Raw genomic sequence first — 18,787 nt, 5'->3', positions numbered from 1 at the left:
TTGGTTACGGGTCAGGGCGATTTCTTCGTTGAGGCTGTCGAGCTGGCGGTGGGTTTCCGGCAGCGGCGCTTCGGCCTGGCTGACTTCGAAATGGGTGCCGATGCCCGCGTCCAGGCGGCGCTTGGCCAGGGCCAGGATCTGCTCTTGCTGCTGCAGTTCGGCCTTGACGATGTCGCGCTGGGCAAAATGCAGGCTCAGTTGGATATAGGCCCGCACCACATTGTTTTGCAGTTCCAGCTGCGCCTGGCGGGCCTCAGCCACACTCATGTGCGCCTGGTCCACGGCCTGCTCGCTGGCATTGCGTTCGCGGCCCCACAGGTCGAGGGCGTAGCTGAAACCGAAGGCGGCGTTATTGTCCCAGGTGTTGGCGCCAGACAGCGCGCCAGGGCCGTAGAACTGGTCTTCAGGCCAGTTGTGGCGCTTGAGCGTGGCCTGGCCATTGACCTGCAGTTTTTCCGCCGACTCGACCACACCCGCCATGGCCTTGGCTTCGCGCACCCGCGCGACGGCCATGGCCAGGCTTGGACTGCCGGCTACGGCCAGGGCCACCCAGCGGTCCAGCTGGGGGTCGCCATAGGCGTGCCACCACTGCTGGTCGGGCCAGTGGGCATCTGTCGCGGCTTCGCGTATGGCCGCGTCGGTGGTCAAGGTATTGGCTTGCAGCGTCTTGCTTTGCGGGGCGATGCCCCAGGTTCCGATACAGCCACTCAAGGTGAGGGCAAGGGCACAGGCACTGAACGCATTGAGCGTTCTGATGATGCGACGCGGCACAGCTGCGATTTCCCGAGGAAGAGGTGAAGGGGCCGGGCAATTCTAGGGGGCGGCAGCACTGGCGATAAGCGCAGATTCCTGCGAATCTTTGTTACCAAAACAGCGATAATCCGCCTTTGGTCGAAGGCAACTTTTCAGCTTTTTATCGTTACTTCGTGACACAATTTTGTCCTCTACATCGAGAGTGACCCATGGACACCCTGCAAAACATGCGTGCTTTCAGTTGCGTAGCCCAGCTAGGCAGCTTCACCGCTGCGGCGGCACAACTGGATACGACCACCGCGAACGTGTCGCGGGCGGTCTCCAACCTGGAAGCCCATCTGCAAACAAGGCTGCTCAACCGTACCACCCGCCGCATTGCGTTGACCGAGGCCGGCAAGCGCTACCTGATGCGTTGCGAACAGATTCTTACCTATGTGGAAGAAGCCGAGGCCGAGGCCAGCGACGCCCATGCGCGCCCCGCAGGGCAGCTGAAGGTGCACTCCATGACCGGGGTGGGCCAGCACTTCGTGGTCGATGCCATTGCCCGCTACCGCGAATCGCACCCGGACGTGACCTTCGACCTGACCATGGCCAACCGCGTGCCCGACCTGCTCGACGAAGGCTATGACGTGTCCATCGTGCTGGCCACCGAACTGCCCGACTCGGGGTTCGTGTCCCAACGCCTGGGCATCACCTACAGCATCGTCTGCGCTTCGCCCGGCTACATCGCCCGCCACGGCAGCGCGCAAAAGCCGGCCGACCTGCTCAAGCACGCCTGCCTGCGCATGGTCAGCCCGGTGATCCCGCTCGAAAAGTGGCTGTTCGACGGGCCGGAAGGCCAGGAGATGGTCAACATCACCAGCTCGCCGTTCATGGTGAACACCGCCGATGCCATGAAGACCGCGATCCGCAGCGGCATGGGCGTGGGCGTGCTGCCGATCTACTCGGCCATCGACGGCCTGCGTGATGGGAGCCTGGTACGGGTGCTGCCCGAGTACCGCCTGCAGGAGCTGAACCTGTACGCCATCTACCCGTCGCGGCAGTACCTGGATGCCAAGATCAAGACCTGGGTCGAGTACTTGCGCAATTCCCTGCCGGAGATTCTCGCGGCCCATGAGGCGGACCTGAAAACCCATCAGGTGCTGATCGCCAACTAGTAGCAGCTGCAAGCCGCAAGAAAAGGCAGACCGGAGCAGGTACGGCTTTTTCTTGTGACTTGAAGCTTGTAGCTTGTAGCTTTTCTTGTGGAAGTTGCCCGATGAAAAAGACCGTCCTGGCCTTCAGCCGTATCACCCCGGCCATGGCCGAGCGCCTGCAGCAAGACTTCAACGTGATTTTGCCGAACCCCAAGCTCGGCGACATAAACGCCCAGTTCAACGAAGCCCTGCCCGAGGCCCATGGCCTGATCGGCGTTGGCCGCAAGCTCGGTCGCGCCCAGCTTGAAGGCGCAGGCAAGCTGGAGGTGGTGTCCAGCGTGTCGGTCGGTTACGACAACTACGACCTGGACTACTTCTACGAACGCGGCATCGCCCTGACCAATACCCCGGATGTGCTGACCGAAAGCACCGCCGACCTGGGCTTCTCGCTGATCATGGGCTGCGCCCGCCGTACCGCCGAACTGGATGCCTGGACCAAGGCCGGCAACTGGCAGGCCACCGTGGGCCCGGCGCACTTTGGCAGCGATGTACACGGCAAGACGCTGGGTATCGTCGGCATGGGCAACATCGGCGCAGCCGTTGCCCGCCGTGGTCGCTTTGGCTTCAACATGTCGGTCATCTACGCGGGCAACAGCCGTAAAACCACGCTGGAGCAAGAGCTGGGGGCGCAGTTCCGCAGCCTGGAGCAGTTGCTGGCAGAAGCGGACTTCGTCGTGATCGTGGTGCCGTTGTCCGAGGCCACCCGCAAGTTGATCGGTGCGCGAGAGCTGAAGCTGATGAAGCCGAGCGCTTTCCTGATCAACATCGCGCGCGGGCCGGTGGTAGACGAAGCGGCGCTGATCGAAGCGCTGCAAAACGGCACTATCCGTGGGGCTGGCCTGGATGTGTACGAGAAGGAGCCACTGAGCGATTCGCCGCTGTTCAAGCTGCCTAACGCGCTGACCTTGCCGCACATCGGCTCGGCTACTGCCGAAACCCGAGAGGCCATGGCCAACCGGGCGATAGACAACCTGCGTGCGGCACTGCTGGGTGAGCGGCCGCGGGATCTGGTGAATCCGCAGGTTTGGAAGGGCTGATAGATATTCGTTGCCTGTACTGGCCTCTTCGCGGGTAAACCCGCTCCCACAGGTATTGCACAGGTCCTGAGGGCTGTGGTGTACCTGTGGGAGCGGGTTCACCCGCGAAAGGGCCGGTGCAGGCAGCACATTACCTATTTGGCCAGCACAACGTCCTCAGCCACCCGAGCCTTGGGCTTGCGAAACACCAGCACATTCCCCGCCATCACCGCCACCAGCCCCAACAAGGCCGGCGCAGTCCACTGATACCCCTCGGCCACCGCCGACACATTCAGCGCCACCAACGGGAACAGCACCGTGCAGTAAGCCGCCCGCTCCGGCCCCATGCGCCCGACCAGCGTCAGGTAGGCCGTGAAGCCGATCACCGAACCCGGTATCACCAGGTACATCAACGACCCGATATAGCGGGTGTTCCATTCCATGTCGAAAGGAATACCGCTGGCCAGGCAATACATCGCCAGCATCATCGCCCCGTAGACCATGCCCCAGGCATTGGTGGTCATGGGCTTGAGCCCGGCCTTCTGCTGCATGCTCGACAGCATGTTGCCCGCCGAGAAACACAGCGTGCCGAGCAAGGCCAAACCAAGGCCGTACAAGGTTTCACGGCTGGCCGCATGGTGCGACAGCTCTGGCCAGAACAGCAGCCCCAGGCCGAGCAGCCCAAGCGCACCGCCGCCCAGTACATTGGCGGCGATTTTCTGGCCGAAGAAAATCCGTGCGTTAAGTGCGTTCCACAGCGTTGCAGTAGAGAACACCACGGCGATCAGACCGCTGGCAATCCACTGGCTGGCAGTGAGAAAGCACATGAAATTGACGCAGAACAGGCACAAGCCCTGGGCCAGGCAGATCTGGTGGCCGCGGCGGTTCATGGGTTGCAGGCGGCGGGTGAGCAGCAGGATGGCGAACAGGATCAGCCCGGCCAGGGCAAAGCGGTAAACGATCGAGACCGGGATGGCGACCCCCCCCAGCTGGAGCTTCAGGGCGATCCAGGTGGTACCCCAGATCAGGACGGTGAGCAGGTACAGTGACAGGTTCATGGCGGTGGTTCCTTGGGCCTTTCAAGATCGGTGCCCGGCGCTTCGCGGGCAAGCCCGCTCCCACAGGGATCGCCAGTGTTCTTCCGATCAGCGTTTGCCCGCTTGCACAAACTTGCGCTTTTCTTGCCCTGATGGATGTCACTCGACCACAGCCGCAGTACGATGACAGGCAAGAGGATTCGCCCATGACCCCACTCACGCAGCTGCAAGTGTTCAACGCCATGCACGCCTCGCCCCACGCCCGGCTGGAGCTGAGCGCGCACCTGGGCGATGGGCTGGCAGCGGCGTTGTGGAGCAACCGGGATGATGCCCGCGATTATCAGGCACCGACCCATCACACCCTGTCGTGCTACATCGCCGACGGCACCGGCACTTTCCGCCGCCAGCGCCCGGCCGACAAGGGCGCGCCGGGCAAGCTGTGCGTGATGCCGGCCGGGCAGGAATCGAACTGGGTGGTCAATGGTGGAATCCGCCTCGCGCACCTGTATCTCAGCGAGGCGCAGTTCGCCTTGGGTTGCGTGCGCCTACTCGACCGGGAGCCGCGTGAACTGCAGTTGCAGGAAGCGACCTTTCTCGACGACCCGCAACAGGCCGCGCGCTTTCGCCAACTGATTACCCTGGACTGGGACGAGCCCGGCGAGCGCCTGCTGGCCAGCAGCCTGGCACACGAGATTGTCGACCATGCGCTGCTCAGCCAGGTCGGGCTGCGCCAAGGCCTGCGCCTGAAGGGCGGGCTGGCGCCAAACCTGCGCCGGCAGATGGTCGAGTACATCGAGGCGCACTTGGACCAGCCGATTACCCTGGGTGAACTGGCCTTGCGCTGCAACCTGTCCGAATACCACTTTGCGCGCATGTTCCGCACCAGTTTCGGGCTACCGCCACACCAGTACCTGCTGGCCCGGCGGCTGCACCGGGCTTGTGGGCTGTTGCGGCTGGGGGAAATGCCGCTGGGGGAAATTGCCTTGATGTGCGGGTTTGCCAGTGCCAGCCATTTCAGCAACCGGTTTCGCCAGGCCATTGGAGCAACACCTGGCGACTATCGAGCGGCCTTCGCTGACTAGAACTCCAGGGTGCTGGATAAGCTGACCTGCCGCGCATCCCCAATCGCCACAAAGTACTGGTTCACCGCCGAGCTGTAGTAGACCTTGTCGAGCAGGTTCTTAACATTCAGCTGCAAGCGCACGTTGTGCTCATCCAGCTTGGTCTCGTAGCTGGCGAACGCATCGGCCACGGTATAGGACGGCAGGTCGAAGGTGTTGGTCGAGTTGCCCGCCCGCTCCCCCACATAACGCGCCCCCGCGCCCATACGCAGCTTGTCGCCCCCGAACAGGCTGCCGAAGTCGTACACGGCCGACAGCGAACCGCTGTGCTTGGCCACATTCTGCAAGCGGTTGCCTTGCAGGGCCGGGTCCTTAGTGACCTTGGCGTCCGTGTAGGCGTAGCTGCCAATCAGGCTCCAGTGCTCGCTCAGCTGCCCCGTCAGGTCGAGCTCCACGCCACGCGAGCTGACCTCGCCGGCGTTGCTGTACACCGTCTCTTTGGTGGTGGCATCAAAGCTGGAAACCAGCACATTGCGCTTGGTGATGTCGAACAGCGCCAGGGTACCGGTCAGGCGGCCGGGCATGTCTAGCTTGGCGCCCAGCTCCCACGACTTCCCTTCCTCGGGTGCAACCGACGCGTCCAGCACCACGCCGCCCGTCAGCGGCGCGATGCTGGAGTTGGGCTTGAACGACTCGCTGTAGCTGCCATAGAACGACAGTTGGTCATCGAACTTGTAGACGATGCCGGCATGCGGCACCCAGGCTTGGCCGCTGTTATCGGTATTGGCCGTGAACGGACGGCCACGGCCTGCGTACTGGTCGAATTGCTGGAATCGGGCACCGGCCACCAGAATCCAGTGATCATCCAGGTGCAACGCGTCCTGCACGAACACAGCATCGGTGCGCAGCTTGTCGGTCTGGTCGCTGTCACTGGCTCTTACTGTGGTGCCTTCCACTTCCTGGCCGTACACCGGATTTACATAGCTGAACGTGGACTGCGCAGTCTGGCGGATCAGATCACCGCGAAAGATCTTGCGGTCTTCATGATCAACGCCGAACAGCAGGTCGTGCTGCATACCGGTCACTTCCACGTTGCCCGCCAGGCTCAAGGTGGCGAACTGGTCACGGCTCATGGCGTTGTGGGTGCCATCGATGCTTCGCGACAGTGTGCCGGTCTCTTCATTCACGCCCGTGACGCGTACCTGGCTGGCATCGTAGGTCTCACGGTTGAAGCTGTAGCCAAAGTGCAGCTTCCAGTCATCGGCCAGTTGGTGGTCGACTTCCAGGCGGTACAGGTCAGACCGCCCTTCCATGTCGTTGAACGGCTCGTCCAGGCGCCGCGTGGCGGGGATGTTCAGCGGGTGGCCGTTGTTGCCGAACGCGGTGCCGCGGTCGAAGGGCGAGCGAAACTCGCGGTGCTCGTAGGCCAGTACCACCTGGGTGTCTTCACCTAGCCAGGCCAGCGACGGCGCCACCAACGATTCGCGGTGCACGCCGTAGTTGCGCCAGTAGTCTTCGTCTTCGTGGTCGACGATCAGGCGGTAGGCGAAGTTGCTGTCGCCCAGCGCGCCGGTGCTGTCGAACCCGCCGCCACTGCCGTTCTTGCCGCTGCCGTAGGTGGAGCCACGCACGGTCAGGGCGTTGTATTGCTCAAGTTGCGGGCGCTTGCTGACCACGTTGATCACCCCGCCCGGGTCCTGGATGCCGTACAGCAGCGAGGCCGGGCCCTTGAGCACCTCGACCCGCTCGGTGCTGGCGTTGAGGCTGCGGCCCTGCACGATGGGCATGCCATCGCGCATGATCGAGCCGTCGCGGTTGTCGCCAAAACCGCGCTTCATCACCGTGTCGGAGGTGCCGCCGAAGTTGTTGCCCTGGGTGATGCCACTGACGTTGTAAAGGGCATCGTCGAGGTTGCGCGGGGCCTGGTCGCGGATGACCTGAGCCGGTACCACGTTGATGGCCTGGGCAATGTCCTGGTTCGGGCCCTGCCCGCGCATGATCGAGGCGGTGGCCGGCGGTTGATAGCTGTACACGTCCATTTGCGAGGTCACGGTGGTGGCCTGCAGGTTGAGGGCGCCGGAGGTGTCTGCGGTTTCGAGGGTCAGCGTGCGTGCATCGACGCGGCGCCAGGCCAGCCCGGCGTTGCCCAGCAGCTGTTGCAGGGCCTGTTCGGCGCTGAATCGGCCGTTCAGTGCCGGTGCCTGCACACCCGGCAGTTCCAGGGTGTAGACCACGCTCTGGTCGGTGGTGCGGCTGAAGGCGTTGAGCGCCTGGGCCAAGGGCTGGGCCGGCTGGGCGAAGGCATAGGTCTGCTGTTGCTCGGCGGCACTGGCCAGGGGAGCGACAGCAACGGCCGGGAGCATGGCAAGGCCGAACCAGAGAGGGACGCAACGCGGGGTGAACTTCATGGACGCTGACCTGTGAGAGGGTGATGACTGCGAATGAATCGCACTTCCACTCATTACACGGATGCCACGTCCTGTTACCTCACCCGTTGATTGAAAAATATTTTTGCCCGCCCCGGCCTCTTCGCGGGCTTGCCCGCGAAGAGGCCCGGACAGGCAACTACTGAATCAAGGTCAACCGCCCCAACACGGTCTGCCGAGAAAAGCCCATCACCTTGCCCAGCGAATCCAGCGCCAGCAACGGTTCGCCTACTGGGAAACTGCCGCTGACCTTGCGCTGCCCCAGTTCACCATCCAGCAACAGAATGCGCCCCGGGTAATAGCGCCCGAGGTCTTCCACCACCTGCGCCAGTGGCACCTGGTAGTAATTCAACCAGCCCTGGCGCCAGGCCAGGCGGTTTTCACTATCCACCGCCTGGGTGTCGCTTAACCTGCCTGCGCTGTAGTTCACCTGCTGGTTGGCAGTCAGTTCACGCGCCAACGTGCCCTGCGCAGGGCTAACCCCCACACGCCCACTGCGTACCGTCACCTGGGCGCCCTCCCCCTGCTCGCGCACTTCGAACTGGGTGCCGAGCACTCGAACTTCGCCACCGGCAGCTTCGACCAGGAACGGCTCGCCGGTATGCGTCACCTGGAAAAACGCCGCGCCATGAAGCAACCGCACACGGCGCTCCCCCTTGGCGAAATCGACAGCAATGGCGCTACCGGCATCCAGCGTGACCTGCGAGTGGTCAGCCAAGGTCACCTGGCGAATCTGCCCGACACTGCCGTAGTCAGCCTGCAGGTCCTGCAACCAGTACCCCGGGTGCCAACCACCGGCAACACCCACGGCCAGCACCAGACAGGCCGCCATCGCCATCGACACCGCCGCCACATGCCGCCACGGACCACGGGCCGGCGGCCTGGCCATGGCATCGAGGTAGCGTTGCAAGGCTTGCTGTTCTTCGTCGGCCAACCGCTGCGCAGGGTCGGCGCTTTTCTGCCACAACAGCTGAGCCTGTTCGTAGGCGGCGCGGTGAACAGGGTCGGCCAGCAACCACCGCTTGAACGCCGCCCCCTCGGCTTGCGCGGGCTGCTCGTTGATGCGGCTGAGCCACTGCAGGGCGGCCTGGGATTGCGCCTCGGTAATCGGGGGCATGCTGCTCATCGACGGGCGCTCCCTGGCCGGCGTGGAATGGGCGCGGGCTCGGCAACACTGGCCTTGCACGCTTCAAGGGCGCGCATCATATGCTTTTCCACGGCACTCTGGGACAGTTGCATGGCCTTGGCGATTTCGCCGTACTTGCAGCCGTGAATGCGGTTGAGCAGAAAGATCTGCCGGGTGCGTTCGGGTAATGCACGCAAGGCGGCTTCGATGCGTTGCAGGTCGTGGTCCACTTCCAGGGCCTGCTCTGGCGCCTGGGCCGTGGCCACTTCATCCACCGGCAACGCGGCTTCGGCCACGCGTTCGCGGCTGCCTTCACTGCGCAGGTGGTCGATGGCGAGATTACCAGCGCATCGCAGCAAGTAGGTGTCCAGCGCCTCGACCTTCACTTCGGGGCGCCGCCAGAAGCGCAAAAACAGCTCCTGAACCAGGTCCGATGCCGTGGCGCGGCAGCCGACGCGCCGGCTGACCAAGGCTTCCATGCGTGCCCGTTGGGCCTGGAACACCTGGACGAAACGGGCACGCCCGCCGGCACTGTCGGCGTCGGGCTCGATGATGTCCCCCTGCTCGCTCACGGCTTCACGCGGCAAACACGGCCAGCAACGGGCCGAGCACCACGCTGGCGGCGGCCAGGCCCAGCAGCAGCCGCGGCTGGTAAGGCAAGCCGAACACCCAGAGGGTTACCCCGGCCATTATCACCGCCGTCCACTCCACCAGCCCATGGGCCCAACCACGCAGGTGCACGCTGAGGACCAGCGACAGCATCAGCAGCAACCACCCGGCGATACGCAACAGCCGCAACTGCCCAGGGCGCGGCTTGCGCCCGAGCAGGTCGCTGAAGTGTTTTTCCATGGCCAGGCACAGGGCGACAAAACCTGCGAATGCGATCAGTGCGTTACCCAGCATCAGCTCGCCTCCGCTGTTTCAGTGCCCGGCTTTTTTGCTGCGCGTGGGCGCTTGGCAACCGGCTTGGGGCTGCGCAGCATCTTGCCGGCCAGCCAAGCCAGGAACAGGCCGGTGGCCAGGGCAGTCAGGTCGAAGCCGGCCATGGCCCAGTCACCCTCCAGCAGCGAATGGTTCAGCCCGCGGTGGGTACTCAGGCCGTTGAGCAGTGGCAGCAAGGCAAAGGCCAGCGCACCCAACGCCAGTTGCTCGCCCCAGGCCCTGCGCCCGCTGCGTAGTAACGCATGCACCAGCGAAAGGCCCCAGACGATGAAGAAGGCATTGACCTCCCAGTCGCCCCGGCCTTCGAAGCCTATCGGGACCAGGCGGTTGGCCCAGAAGAAAGCTGCCACCGCCAGCAGCAAGCCGCTCATGCTGGCGATATTGAGTACCTCGACCAGGCGCAGCTCGCCCGGTATGCGCTCGCTCTTGGCGTGCTTGAGCTGGCGCTTACCCAGCCACATCACCAACCCGGTGCCGATCACCGCAGTACCGGCCACACCAAAAAAGAAGTACAGCCAGCGCAACCAAGGCCCCGCGAAGTTGCCCATGTGCAGCCCGGCGAAACTGAAGGCGGTCATCATTGCCCCGCTCTCTGGCTTGCCCTGGCTCAGCAGCTCGCCACTGGCGCCATCGAAGGTCCAGTTGGCGCTGCGCCGATACGCCACATGGTCGGCAGACGATTGCGTGAAGGTGACGCGGGCATTGCTGTCGCCCGGGTTCTGCACCTGGATGTTGCCAATACGCGCGCCGGGTTGCAGTGCCTGCACCTGGGCATACAGGCTGGGCAACGGCACCAGCGGTGCAGCCACATGGGCCGCCTTGGGCGCATCGTCGCGGCCGAACAGGTCGTTGAAGTACTTGTCGGTGTCATTGCCATAGCTGGCCATGATCCCCGCCGGCATCACCATGTACATGAACAGCACCAGGCTGCTGTAGCTGATCATCAGGTGAAATGGCAGCACCAGCACTCCGATCGCGTTGTGCCCGTCCAGCCAGGAGCGTTGGCCCTTGCCGGGGCGGAAGGTGAAGAACTCCTTGAAGATCTTCTTGTGGGTGATGATGCCGGTGACCAGCCCCAACAGCATGATGAACGCGCAGAAGGTCGACAGCCATCGGCCGAACGGGTAAGGCATCTGTAGCTGGAAGTGGAAGCGGTAGAAGAACTCGCCACCGCGGCTGTCGCGCGCTTCAACCGGCTGACCGGTCTGGGTATCGAGGGTTTTACTCACGAACCCGCGTGGCCCGCCATTGGGGTCGCGGTAGCCCACGCTCAAGGCGGCCTCGCGCGCGTTGGGCATGCGAATGAACCAGGTGCCCGAATGCCCGGCATTGTCCTGCAGGTAACGTTGGGCCACACCCAGGCTGTTGAGCGGATCCAGGGCATGGCTGCGCACTTCGGGCTGCGCCCAGTGGGTGATTTCTTCCTTGAAATACGACAGCGTGCCGGTGAGGAAGATGGCGAACAGCAGCCAGCCGAAGATCAGGCCGGTCCAGGTGTGCAGCCAGGCCATCGCCTGGCGAAAGCCTTCTTTCATGGGTTTTTCATCCAGTAGGCGACGCCGCTGATCATGCCCAACAACAGGCTTGGCGCCAGTACACCCAGCCAGGCACGCCAGGCGTTGCGGCAGGCGAAGCACCAGATGAACGCCAGCAGGTAGAAGACGAACGACAGCAACAGGCCGGTGAGCGTGGCATCGACCTTGGGCAACGGCGCCACCAAGGCAATACAGACGCTGGCCATCGACGCCAGCAAATAGCCGCCCAGCAGCGCGGCCAGGCTGCGTGAGGCAACGCCCAGCCGGTAACTGAGCGGGAGGCCGGCGGTTTTGCGCGTCATGGCGAAGGTCCGGGCGTTTTCGGGGCTGCAATACTAATGATTTCAATTCTCATAAGCAAAGCCTGCTGACAGGTGACGTTTGCCGAAACAGACGGCCACCCCTAAAATGCGAAAAATTCTTACTACCGCGTCCGCGCCGGTGGTGCACGCAACGCGAATTCTGACCTGCAGCAAATGGGGGGCCGCTTTGTAGCCCCCTTTTGCAACAAGAAATTTATTTTCAAAAAGGGCTTGAATTCATTCCGCAGTTGCCTGACCTTAGAGTCAAGAGGCGCAGAAATTCCAAGGGTCTCAAGGGCCTAGGCGCGCCTCCATGCGAGCAAGCTGAATAAGGATTGAATCATGCAAATCCAGGTCAACAGCAGCAACCATTTCGAAGGCAACGCCCGGCTGGATCAGTGGGTCCGCAGCACACTGCAGAACTCGCTGGAACGGTACGAGGAAGACCTCACCCGCATCGAGGTTCACCTGCGCGACGAGAACGGCGCCAAGCCCGGACCGCATGACAAACGCTGCCAGATGGAGGCTCGCCCAAAAGGCCACCAACCGATTTCCGTGACCCACATCGCCACTTCGCTGGACCAGGCAGTCGACGGTGCCGCCACCAAGCTCAACCACGCGCTGGAACACTTCTACGGCAAGTTGCGCAGCAAGCGCGGCGCCCTGGAACTGAGTGACCCAGACGCCTGATCGGCAATGCAAAACGCCCGGCCTGAAGCCGGGCGTTTTTGTTTGTAGCGATCAACGGCAGTGAACCAACCCGCCGCGTTGCCAGTCAACTTCTGCAGTCATTCGCTGCAGAAGCAAGAGCATGAACAACCCATTCGAACGAATCAGTGCTGCATTCGCCCCCGAATACCGGGTCAACCTCAGCATCACAAACCTCGACGGCAGCATCATGCTGACCCTGTCCGACGATGCCGGTGTGGTCGCCAGGCGCCTCGTCTCCCAGGCCCAGCGCAACGACCCGGTGCGCCTGCAACGGGTGATCGACAGCATTCGCCTGGGCCTGGCCATCGAATTCAGCCAGAACCCCATGCAGGTGCTGGCCGCGCTGACCCGCGACGCCCGTCACGAGCCGCGCCACGTCGTTGCCAACTGAGGGCTACTTGCCCTCCTCCACTTCCTTGCCGTTGGCATCCAGCACCTTGGTCGAGGGGTAGCGATACGAAGCGTAGCGCACCACCAGAATCGAGAACGCCAGCAGCAGGATGCCCCCGCACAGGTACAACAGCCCTTCGTCCGGCGCCTTGTGGTGCGAGACATCGCCGATCAGCAGGCGGGTCAGCGCGGTAATCGCCACGTACAGCAGGAAGCGGATCGGCATGTGGTTGGTCTTGAAGTAGATGCCCACCATCGCCCCCAGTTCCAGGTAGATGAACAGCAGCAGAATGTCATCGACACTGACCCCGCCCTTGCCGAGCATGTCCAGGAAGGTGACCACCGCCGCATAGGCGGTAATCGCGCCAATGCCGAACAGCGCCAGGTAATGGAAGGCCTCGACGCACAGGTTGCCCAGCGAGTCGGCCGAACCATGCAGGCCTTTGCGTAGCTTGTCTGCCCATTTGATGTTCACGATGTTCCATTCCCCGATACGTCTTTAAGGATGATGCGTCACCGGTGTGACGCTTGTGCCATGCAGTTAAAGGGCCAGGCCCTTGGCTTGGAAGGCGACCGATTGCCGCAAGGCACGTGTGGGCCAGGCTGAAGAATCAGGTTGCGTGATGATGGCAATGCCATTACTGTATGCGCATACAGTAAACTGCAACACAACCAGCAAAAAGGCATAGAGGTGATGAATGGCCGTCGAAGTGGTGTACCGCAGCAGCCGCGACCCGGAGCGCTTGTTCATGGATAAGGCCGAAGCAGACCGTCACGACAAGATGCTCGAACTGGCCGAGCGCCTGGCCGAAGTGCTGCACAAGGCAGTGCCGTCGCTGACTGAGCAGCAGGTTGAGGAAGCCGGTATCTACATGGCCAAGAACCGCGATGTGTTTGCCCGGGCGTTCAAGAGCCAGCCGGATGCGTTGGGCGAGTTGCTGGAAGGTGGTGTTGCCGAGTGAGATCGGCGCCGCCTGCTTCGCGGGCAGGCCCGCTCCCACAGGTATTGCACAAGTCTTGAAGCCTGTGGAGTACTTGTGGGAGCAGGCTTGCCCGCGAAGAGGCCGGTAAGGCCAACATCAACATTCAGCCGTAAAGCAACCGTTCCGCCAGCATCTGCGCCACCCGCGCCGGAGAACGCTTCTCCGCCTGGGCATGGCCGAACACTTCGGTCAGCCGTGACGGTATCCGCGCCAAGTGCGCGGTGATGGTGCCCAAATCCTCGCCACGATGCGTCAGCGCCACGTAGATCAAACCACCGGCATTGATCACGTAGTCAGGCGCATACAATATCCCGCGCGACTCCAGTTGGTCGGCCACCTGCAAGGTGGTCAGCTGGTTGTTCGCCGATCCCGCCACCGCCGCACAACGCAACTGCATCACGCTTTGCCCGTTCAGCACCGGCCCCACGCCGCAAGGGGCGAAGATGTCGCAAGGGGTGCTGATCAACGCATCGTTGGTCACAGGCTTGGCATCGAACTGCTCCATCGCCAGCCGCACACGTCCTGGGTCCAGGTCGCTGACCAGCAGCTCCGCGCCCACTGCATGCAGTTGCTCCGCCAACGCAAAACCGACATTGCCCAAGCCCTGCACCGCTACCCGCAGGCCTCTGAGGTCATCACTGCCCAGCCGGAACGAGGTGGTGGCGCGAATACCCGCGAACACCCCCATCGCCGCATGTGGCGAGGGATCACCCGATGCGGTGGTACTGGTCACATGGGGTGTGCTCTGAGCAATGCAGTCCATGTCCAGGGTCGAGGTGCCGCTGTCCACGGCGATGATGAAACGCCCGTGCAAGGTATCGATGAAGCGGCCAAAGGCCTCGAACAGTGCGGCGCGGTTCTCCACATGCGGGTTGCGCATGATCACCGCCTTGCCACCGCCCAGTGGCAAGCCCGCCAACGCCGCCTTGTAGCTCATGCCCTGGGCCAGGCGAATGGCATCGGTCATGGCGCTTTCGTCATCGGCATAAGGCAGGTACCGGCACCCGCCCATGGCCGGGCCCAGTTGCTCACTGTGGATCGCCACAACCGCTTTCAGGCCCGTAGGCGGGTCGTTGAACAGGTGCAAGGACTGGGTACGGGTGCTTTGCATCAGAGCGAACATCGACAGGCCCCCCATAAGGTGCTCCCTCCAGTATAGGCACCGCGCTGAAGCTGATGCCGCCGCCGGACCACTGGACGAAACCGCGCGCCACGGCTAATACTCAAGCGTGTGTGGAGAAGCCCCATGAACCCACGTCAAGCCTGCCTGGCCTGCCTGGAACGCGAGCCTGTCGCCCTGCTGGAAGCCGCATTGTGGATTGCCGCCGAGCACGACCGGAGTGTCGAGCCCGCGGCCAGCCTTGCCGTGCTGCAAGACCTGCAGCGCGATATCAGCACCAACCTGCCGATGCTGCCCCTGTGCGAACTGGCCCAGCCGCTGCTGCGCCAGCTCAATGCGCTGGGCTTCCAGCAGGATGAGTACCACCCCCTGCGCCAGCAAGCAGCGATGATGGACAAGGTGCTGCAACGCCGCCGTGGCCAACCGCTGACCCTGGCCATCCTCGCCCTGGAACTGGCCGGGCGCCTGTCCATTCCGCTGGAGGGTGTGGGCTTTCCTGGCCATTTCCTGCTGCGTGTACCGGGTGCCGACCACCTGCTCGACCCCTGCGGTGGCCGGCGCCTGTACCCCAACGATTGCCGTGAGCTGCTGGCCCGCCAGTTCGGGCCGCATGTTGCGCTGACGGCCGAGCACATGCGCAGCGCCACCCCGCTGCAGATGCTGCAACGCCTGTCACGCAACCTGCGCCAGCTGCACATCAGCAACGACAACCACCTGGCGGCGTTGATCGATGCTGAACGGGTCATGCAGTTGGGGCCGGTGCAGGTCAGTGACTACATGACCCGCGCCTCGTTGTACCAGCACCTGGATTGCCCACAGGCCGAGCGCTTCGACCTGGAGCATGCGCTACTACTGACAGAAGATCCGGCCCAGCGCCTGAAGCTGTCCGAACGCATCGGCAAGCTTCCGGCGGCGAACCGTTCGCTTCACTGAGCCGGGCTGTCCGGCTGCTGGGCGGGGTGGGCCTGGGTGAACGCCGGATGCCCGGCGGCCAGTGCGGCAACCCGCAGGATACGCGGGAAGCTGCTCAGGTCGATGTTGAAGCGTTCGGCGGCATACAGCTGCGGGATCAGGTACACATCCGCCAGCCCCGGTTGATCACCGAAACAAAAGCCTTGATCACCAATCAGTTGCTCCACTGCCGCCAACCCTTGGCTGATCCAGTGGCCGATCCATTGATTGACCTGCCCCTCGTCCTGCCCGGCCTGGCGCAGCCGGTTGAGCACGCTTACGTTGTGCAGCGGGTGGATGTCGCAGCCAATGATTGCCGCTACACCGCGCACTTTGGCACGCGCCTCGGCCGTGGCCGGCAGCAACGCGGGCTGTGGATAAACCTCTTCCAGGTACTCGATGATTGCCGGTGACTGCACCAGCAATTCACCGCCATCGGTGCGCAAGGCCGGTACGCGGCCCTGTGGGTTGATGGCAACATAGCCCGCCCCACGCTGCTCACCCTGCAACAGGTTGACCGGCAGGGGCTGGTAAGCCAGCCCCTTTAGTGCCAGGGCAATGCGCACCCGGTAGGACGAGGTGGAACGGTAATAGGTGTACAGCTCCATGCCCGCCTCTCCTCAGTTGGCCGCGATGACCGTGCCACGGCATTCGCCGAAGCCGATGCTGGCCACGCCGTCGCGCGTGCAGCGTGCACGCAGGATGATTTCGTCGCCGTCTTCGAGGAACTTGCGCACCTCGCCGCTGGCCAGTTCCACCGGCAGCTTGCCGCCCTCGGTGATCTCCAGCAGGCTGCCGAACGAACCTGGTGTGGCACCCGACAAGGTGCCCGAACCGAACAGATCGCCTGGTTGCAGCTGGCAGCCGTTGACGCTGTGGTGCGCCACCAGCTGCGCCACGGTCCAGTACATGCTGCGGGTGTTGCTCAGGGTCAGGCGGTGTGGGGCAACGCCCTGCTCACGCATGCGCTGGGTCAGCAGCAGCACTTCAAGCTCGATATCATAGGCACCGGCGGCCTGGTCGCGCTTGTCCAGCAGGTACGACAGTGGCTGTGGGTCGCCTTCCGGGCGCGCCGGCTGGGCGCAGCGGAACGGCTCCAGCGCTTCGGCAGTGACCACCCAGGGGGAAATGGTGGTGATGAAGCTCTTGGACAGGAACGGCCCCAGGGGCTGGTATTCCCAAGCCTGGATATCGCGCGCCGACCAGTCGTTGAGCAGACACAGGCCAGCCACGTGCTCGGCGGCATCGCCTACCGGGATCGCCTGCCCCATGTCATTGCCCTGGCCAATCCAGATGCCCAACTCCAGTTCGTAGTCCAGTCGTGCGCAAGGGCCGAAGCTCGGCTCGGTGTGCCCGGCCGGCAAGGTCTGGCCCTTGGGCCGGCGCACATTGGTGCCCGATGGGCGGATGGTGGAGGCGCGGCCGTGATAACCGATCGGCACGTACTTGTAGTTGGGCAGCAGCGGATTATCGGGGCGGAACAGCTTGCCCACGTTTTTGGCGTGTTCGATGCCGACGTAGAAGTCGGTGTAGTCACCGATCTGCGCGGGCACATGCAGTTGGCAGTCGCTGGCCGGGATCAGCGCCGGCTTCAACGCCGACTGGTGCTCGCTGTGCTCGCCAAGCAGCGCCTGCAAACGCTCGCGCAGCGCCACACGGGCACTGCGGCCCAAGGCGAAGAATGCGTTCAGCGCGCCACCGCGGGTGGCTTCGACGGCAGACTTGGCAGCACCGTCGAACAGGCCGGCAGCCAGCACCGCTTCCAGGTCGAGGATCGCGTCACCGATGGCCACGCCACAGCGTTTGGCTTCACCCGGCCGGCTGAAAATACCCATCGGCAGGTTCTGCAGCGGGAAGTCGCAGTGCCCGTTGGCGTGCTCGACCCAGCTACGGGCATTGGCAGTGTGGTTCATGGGTTATCTCCGGTTCGGGTTGAAGGTGCTCGGCAAGGTGGCCCAGCAACTATCGTAGTCGGCCTGCAATTGCGGGCATTCAAGGGCTTGCTGGCTCGGGCGCAGCACTTGGCTGGTCTCGAACATGAAAGCCATGGTGTTGTCGATCTTGTGCGGCGCCAGGTCGGCGGCAATGGCCTTTTCGCAGGTTTCTGCGTCGGGACCATGGGCGCTCATCACCCCGTGCAACGAGGCACCACCCGGCAGGAAGCCTTCGGCCTTGGCATCGTAGGCACCGTTGATCAGGCCCATGAACTCGTTCATCAGGTTGCGGTGGAACCAAGGTGGACGGAAGGTGTTCTCGGCCACCATCCAGCGTGGCGGGAAGATCACGAAGTCCATGTTGGCCAGGCCATGTACGCTGGTCGGCGAAGTCAGCACGGTGAAGATCGAGGGGTCCGGGTGGTCGAAGCTGACGGTACCGATGGTGTTGAAGCGGCGCAGGTCGTATTTGTACGGGACGTTGCTGCCGTGCCAGGCCACCACATCCAGCGGTGAATGCTGCAGTTCGCAAGCCCAGTGCTCGCCGAGGAACTTTTGCACCAGTTGCACCGGCCCTTCGGCTTCTTCGTAGTGCGCCACCGGGGTGAGGAAGTCGCGCGGGTTGGCCAGGCCATTGCTGCCGATAGGGCCCAGGTCCGGGATGCGCAGCGGCGCGCCATGGTTTTCGGCGATGTAGCCGCGGGCCTGGCCATCGAGCAGTTCGACACGGAACTTCATGCCGCGAGGAATCACCGCGATCTCCAGCGGTTCGACCTCCATCACGCCCAGCTCGGTGGCAATGCGCAGGCGGCCCAGCTCCGGCACCAGCAGCAGTTCACCGTCGGCGTTGAAGAAAACACGCTCCATGGAACGGTTGGCGCGGTAGATGTAGATACTCACACCGGCCGGTTTTTCCGCCGCAGCGTTGGCCACCATCGGCAGCCAGCCCTCGATGAAGTCGGTCGGTTCGGCAGGGATCGGCTGCGGGCTCCAGCGCAGGCGATTAGGGTTGATGCCACCCAACGGCCCGCTCAGCGGCTGGCGCGCCAGGCGCTCGAAACGTGGGTGCAGTGCAGACGGGCGAATACGATAAAGCCAGGTACGGCGTAGCTCACTGCGGGCCATGGTGAACGCCGTGCCCGAGAGCAATTCGGCATACAGCCCATAGGGCGCCTTCTGCGGGGAGTTCTGCCCGACCGGCAAAGCCCCTGGCAGTGCTTCGCTGGCAAATTCGTTGCCGAAGCCGCTGAGGTAGTGAAGGTCGGGTGAGGTGTCGCGATTCATCGATGCCTCCGGGCTCTGGC

General features: G+C 63.5%; 20 protein-coding genes. 7 read left to right on the top strand and 13 right to left on the bottom strand.

Annotated elements, in window-relative coordinates:
* The coding region (locus APH36_RS18435; RefSeq protein ID WP_177337112.1) for a TolC family protein at positions 1-771 on the bottom strand (771 nt) is incomplete at its 3' end.
* Positions 772-962: 191 nt separating this feature from the next.
* Here APH36_RS18435 and APH36_RS18430 point away from each other — a divergent pair.
* Positions 963-1,910, top strand: a complete 948-nt coding sequence (locus tag APH36_RS18430; protein ID WP_016713499.1) for a LysR family transcriptional regulator — start codon at positions 963-965, stop codon at positions 1,908-1,910.
* Between the two features lie 101 nt (positions 1,911-2,011).
* On the top strand, positions 2,012-2,986 hold the full coding sequence (locus APH36_RS18425) for a D-glycerate dehydrogenase (protein ID WP_060499752.1): 975 nt from the start codon (positions 2,012-2,014) through the stop codon (positions 2,984-2,986).
* Positions 2,987-3,120: 134 nt separating this feature from the next.
* Here APH36_RS18425 and APH36_RS18420 read toward each other — a convergent pair whose 3' ends face one another.
* Positions 3,121-4,023, bottom strand: coding sequence for a DMT family transporter (locus tag APH36_RS18420; RefSeq protein ID WP_060499751.1), 903 nt, complete (start codon positions 4,021-4,023; stop codon positions 3,121-3,123).
* Between the two features lie 185 nt (positions 4,024-4,208).
* Between APH36_RS18420 and APH36_RS18415 the strand changes: the two genes are divergently transcribed.
* Complete coding sequence (locus APH36_RS18415; RefSeq protein ID WP_060499750.1) at positions 4,209-5,084, top strand: helix-turn-helix domain-containing protein; 876 nt, start codon at positions 4,209-4,211, stop codon at positions 5,082-5,084.
* On the opposite strand, the gene APH36_RS18410 is transcribed toward APH36_RS18415, so the two are convergent.
* From APH36_RS18410 to APH36_RS18385, 6 genes are all read right to left on the bottom strand, one after another.
* Positions 5,081-7,471, bottom strand: a complete 2,391-nt coding sequence (locus APH36_RS18410) for a TonB-dependent siderophore receptor (protein ID WP_060499749.1) — start codon at positions 7,469-7,471, stop codon at positions 5,081-5,083. The genes APH36_RS18415 and APH36_RS18410 overlap by 4 nt on opposite strands.
* 157 nt (positions 7,472-7,628) lie before the next feature.
* The gene (locus APH36_RS18405) at positions 7,629-8,615 is read right to left on the bottom strand and encodes a FecR family protein (protein ID WP_060499748.1); all 987 of its coding nucleotides are present in this window, start codon (positions 8,613-8,615) and stop codon (positions 7,629-7,631) included.
* Positions 8,612-9,187, bottom strand: coding sequence for an RNA polymerase sigma factor (locus APH36_RS18400; RefSeq protein ID WP_060499754.1), 576 nt, complete (start codon positions 9,185-9,187; stop codon positions 8,612-8,614). The genes APH36_RS18405 and APH36_RS18400 overlap by 4 nt, the downstream gene beginning before the upstream one ends.
* 4 nt (positions 9,188-9,191) lie before the next feature.
* Entirely contained in the window at positions 9,192-9,518 is a 327-nt protein-coding gene (locus APH36_RS18395; protein ID WP_060499747.1) for a DUF3325 domain-containing protein, read from the bottom strand.
* Entirely contained in the window at positions 9,518-11,092 is a 1,575-nt protein-coding gene (locus APH36_RS18390; protein ID WP_060499746.1) for a PepSY domain-containing protein, read from the bottom strand. The genes APH36_RS18395 and APH36_RS18390 overlap by 1 nt, the downstream gene beginning before the upstream one ends.
* A complete protein-coding gene (locus APH36_RS18385) occupies positions 11,089-11,394 on the bottom strand; it encodes a DUF3649 domain-containing protein (RefSeq protein WP_016713490.1) in 306 nt (101 codons plus the stop codon). Before APH36_RS18385 ends, APH36_RS18390 begins: the two co-directional genes overlap by 4 nt.
* A 342-nt stretch (positions 11,395-11,736) precedes the next feature.
* Between APH36_RS18385 and APH36_RS18380 the strand changes: the two genes are divergently transcribed.
* The gene (locus APH36_RS18380) at positions 11,737-12,084 is read left to right on the top strand and encodes an HPF/RaiA family ribosome-associated protein (RefSeq protein WP_060499745.1); all 348 of its coding nucleotides are present in this window, start codon (positions 11,737-11,739) and stop codon (positions 12,082-12,084) included.
* Between the two features lie 121 nt (positions 12,085-12,205).
* Positions 12,206-12,496 (top strand): DUF3509 domain-containing protein, encoded by a 291-nt coding sequence (locus tag APH36_RS18375; protein ID WP_060499744.1) that lies wholly within the window; start codon positions 12,206-12,208, stop codon positions 12,494-12,496.
* Positions 12,497-12,499: 3 nt separating this feature from the next.
* Here the strand turns inward: APH36_RS18375 and APH36_RS18370 are convergent, their stop codons facing one another.
* Positions 12,500-12,970 carry a phosphate-starvation-inducible protein PsiE gene (locus tag APH36_RS18370; RefSeq protein WP_016713487.1) on the bottom strand — a complete coding sequence of 157 codons (471 nt, stop codon included), beginning with the start codon at positions 12,968-12,970 and terminating at the stop codon, positions 12,500-12,502.
* A 223-nt stretch (positions 12,971-13,193) separates the two neighbouring features.
* On the opposite strand from APH36_RS18370, the gene APH36_RS18365 reads away from it, so the two are divergent.
* Positions 13,194-13,457, top strand: a complete 264-nt coding sequence (locus APH36_RS18365) for a YebG family protein (protein WP_060499743.1) — start codon at positions 13,194-13,196, stop codon at positions 13,455-13,457.
* A 124-nt stretch (positions 13,458-13,581) separates the two neighbouring features.
* On the opposite strand, the gene APH36_RS18360 is transcribed toward APH36_RS18365, so the two are convergent.
* A complete protein-coding gene (locus tag APH36_RS18360) occupies positions 13,582-14,601 on the bottom strand; it encodes a Glu/Leu/Phe/Val dehydrogenase dimerization domain-containing protein (protein WP_060499753.1) in 1,020 nt (339 codons plus the stop codon).
* A gap of 123 nt (positions 14,602-14,724) precedes the next feature.
* Between APH36_RS18360 and APH36_RS18355 the strand changes: the two genes are divergently transcribed.
* Positions 14,725-15,531, top strand: a complete 807-nt coding sequence (locus APH36_RS18355) for a SirB1 family protein (protein WP_060499742.1) — start codon at positions 14,725-14,727, stop codon at positions 15,529-15,531.
* Here the strand turns inward: APH36_RS18355 and maiA are convergent.
* The 3 genes from maiA to hmgA are packed head-to-tail and all read right to left on the bottom strand — an operon-like array spanning position 15,525 to position 18,767.
* Positions 15,525-16,157 (bottom strand): maleylacetoacetate isomerase, encoded by a 633-nt coding sequence (gene maiA / locus APH36_RS18350; protein WP_060499741.1) that lies wholly within the window; start codon positions 16,155-16,157, stop codon positions 15,525-15,527. The genes APH36_RS18355 and maiA overlap by 7 nt on opposite strands.
* A 12-nt stretch (positions 16,158-16,169) precedes the next feature.
* A complete protein-coding gene (gene fahA, locus APH36_RS18345; protein WP_060499740.1) occupies positions 16,170-17,462 on the bottom strand; it encodes a fumarylacetoacetase in 1,293 nt (430 codons plus the stop codon).
* Positions 17,463-17,465: 3 nt separating this feature from the next.
* Positions 17,466-18,767, bottom strand: a complete 1,302-nt coding sequence (hmgA, locus tag APH36_RS18340; RefSeq protein ID WP_060499739.1) for a homogentisate 1,2-dioxygenase — start codon at positions 18,765-18,767, stop codon at positions 17,466-17,468.
* Positions 18,768-18,787 lie beyond the last annotated feature (20 nt).

The sequence above is a fragment of the Pseudomonas sp. NBRC 111133 genome, assembly GCF_001320605.1.
GTDB classification, from domain to species: Bacteria; Pseudomonadota; Gammaproteobacteria; order Pseudomonadales; family Pseudomonadaceae; genus Aquipseudomonas; species Aquipseudomonas monteilii.
Note: the sequence above shows the minus strand (reverse complement) of the source record. Positions and strands in the feature narration are given on the sequence as shown.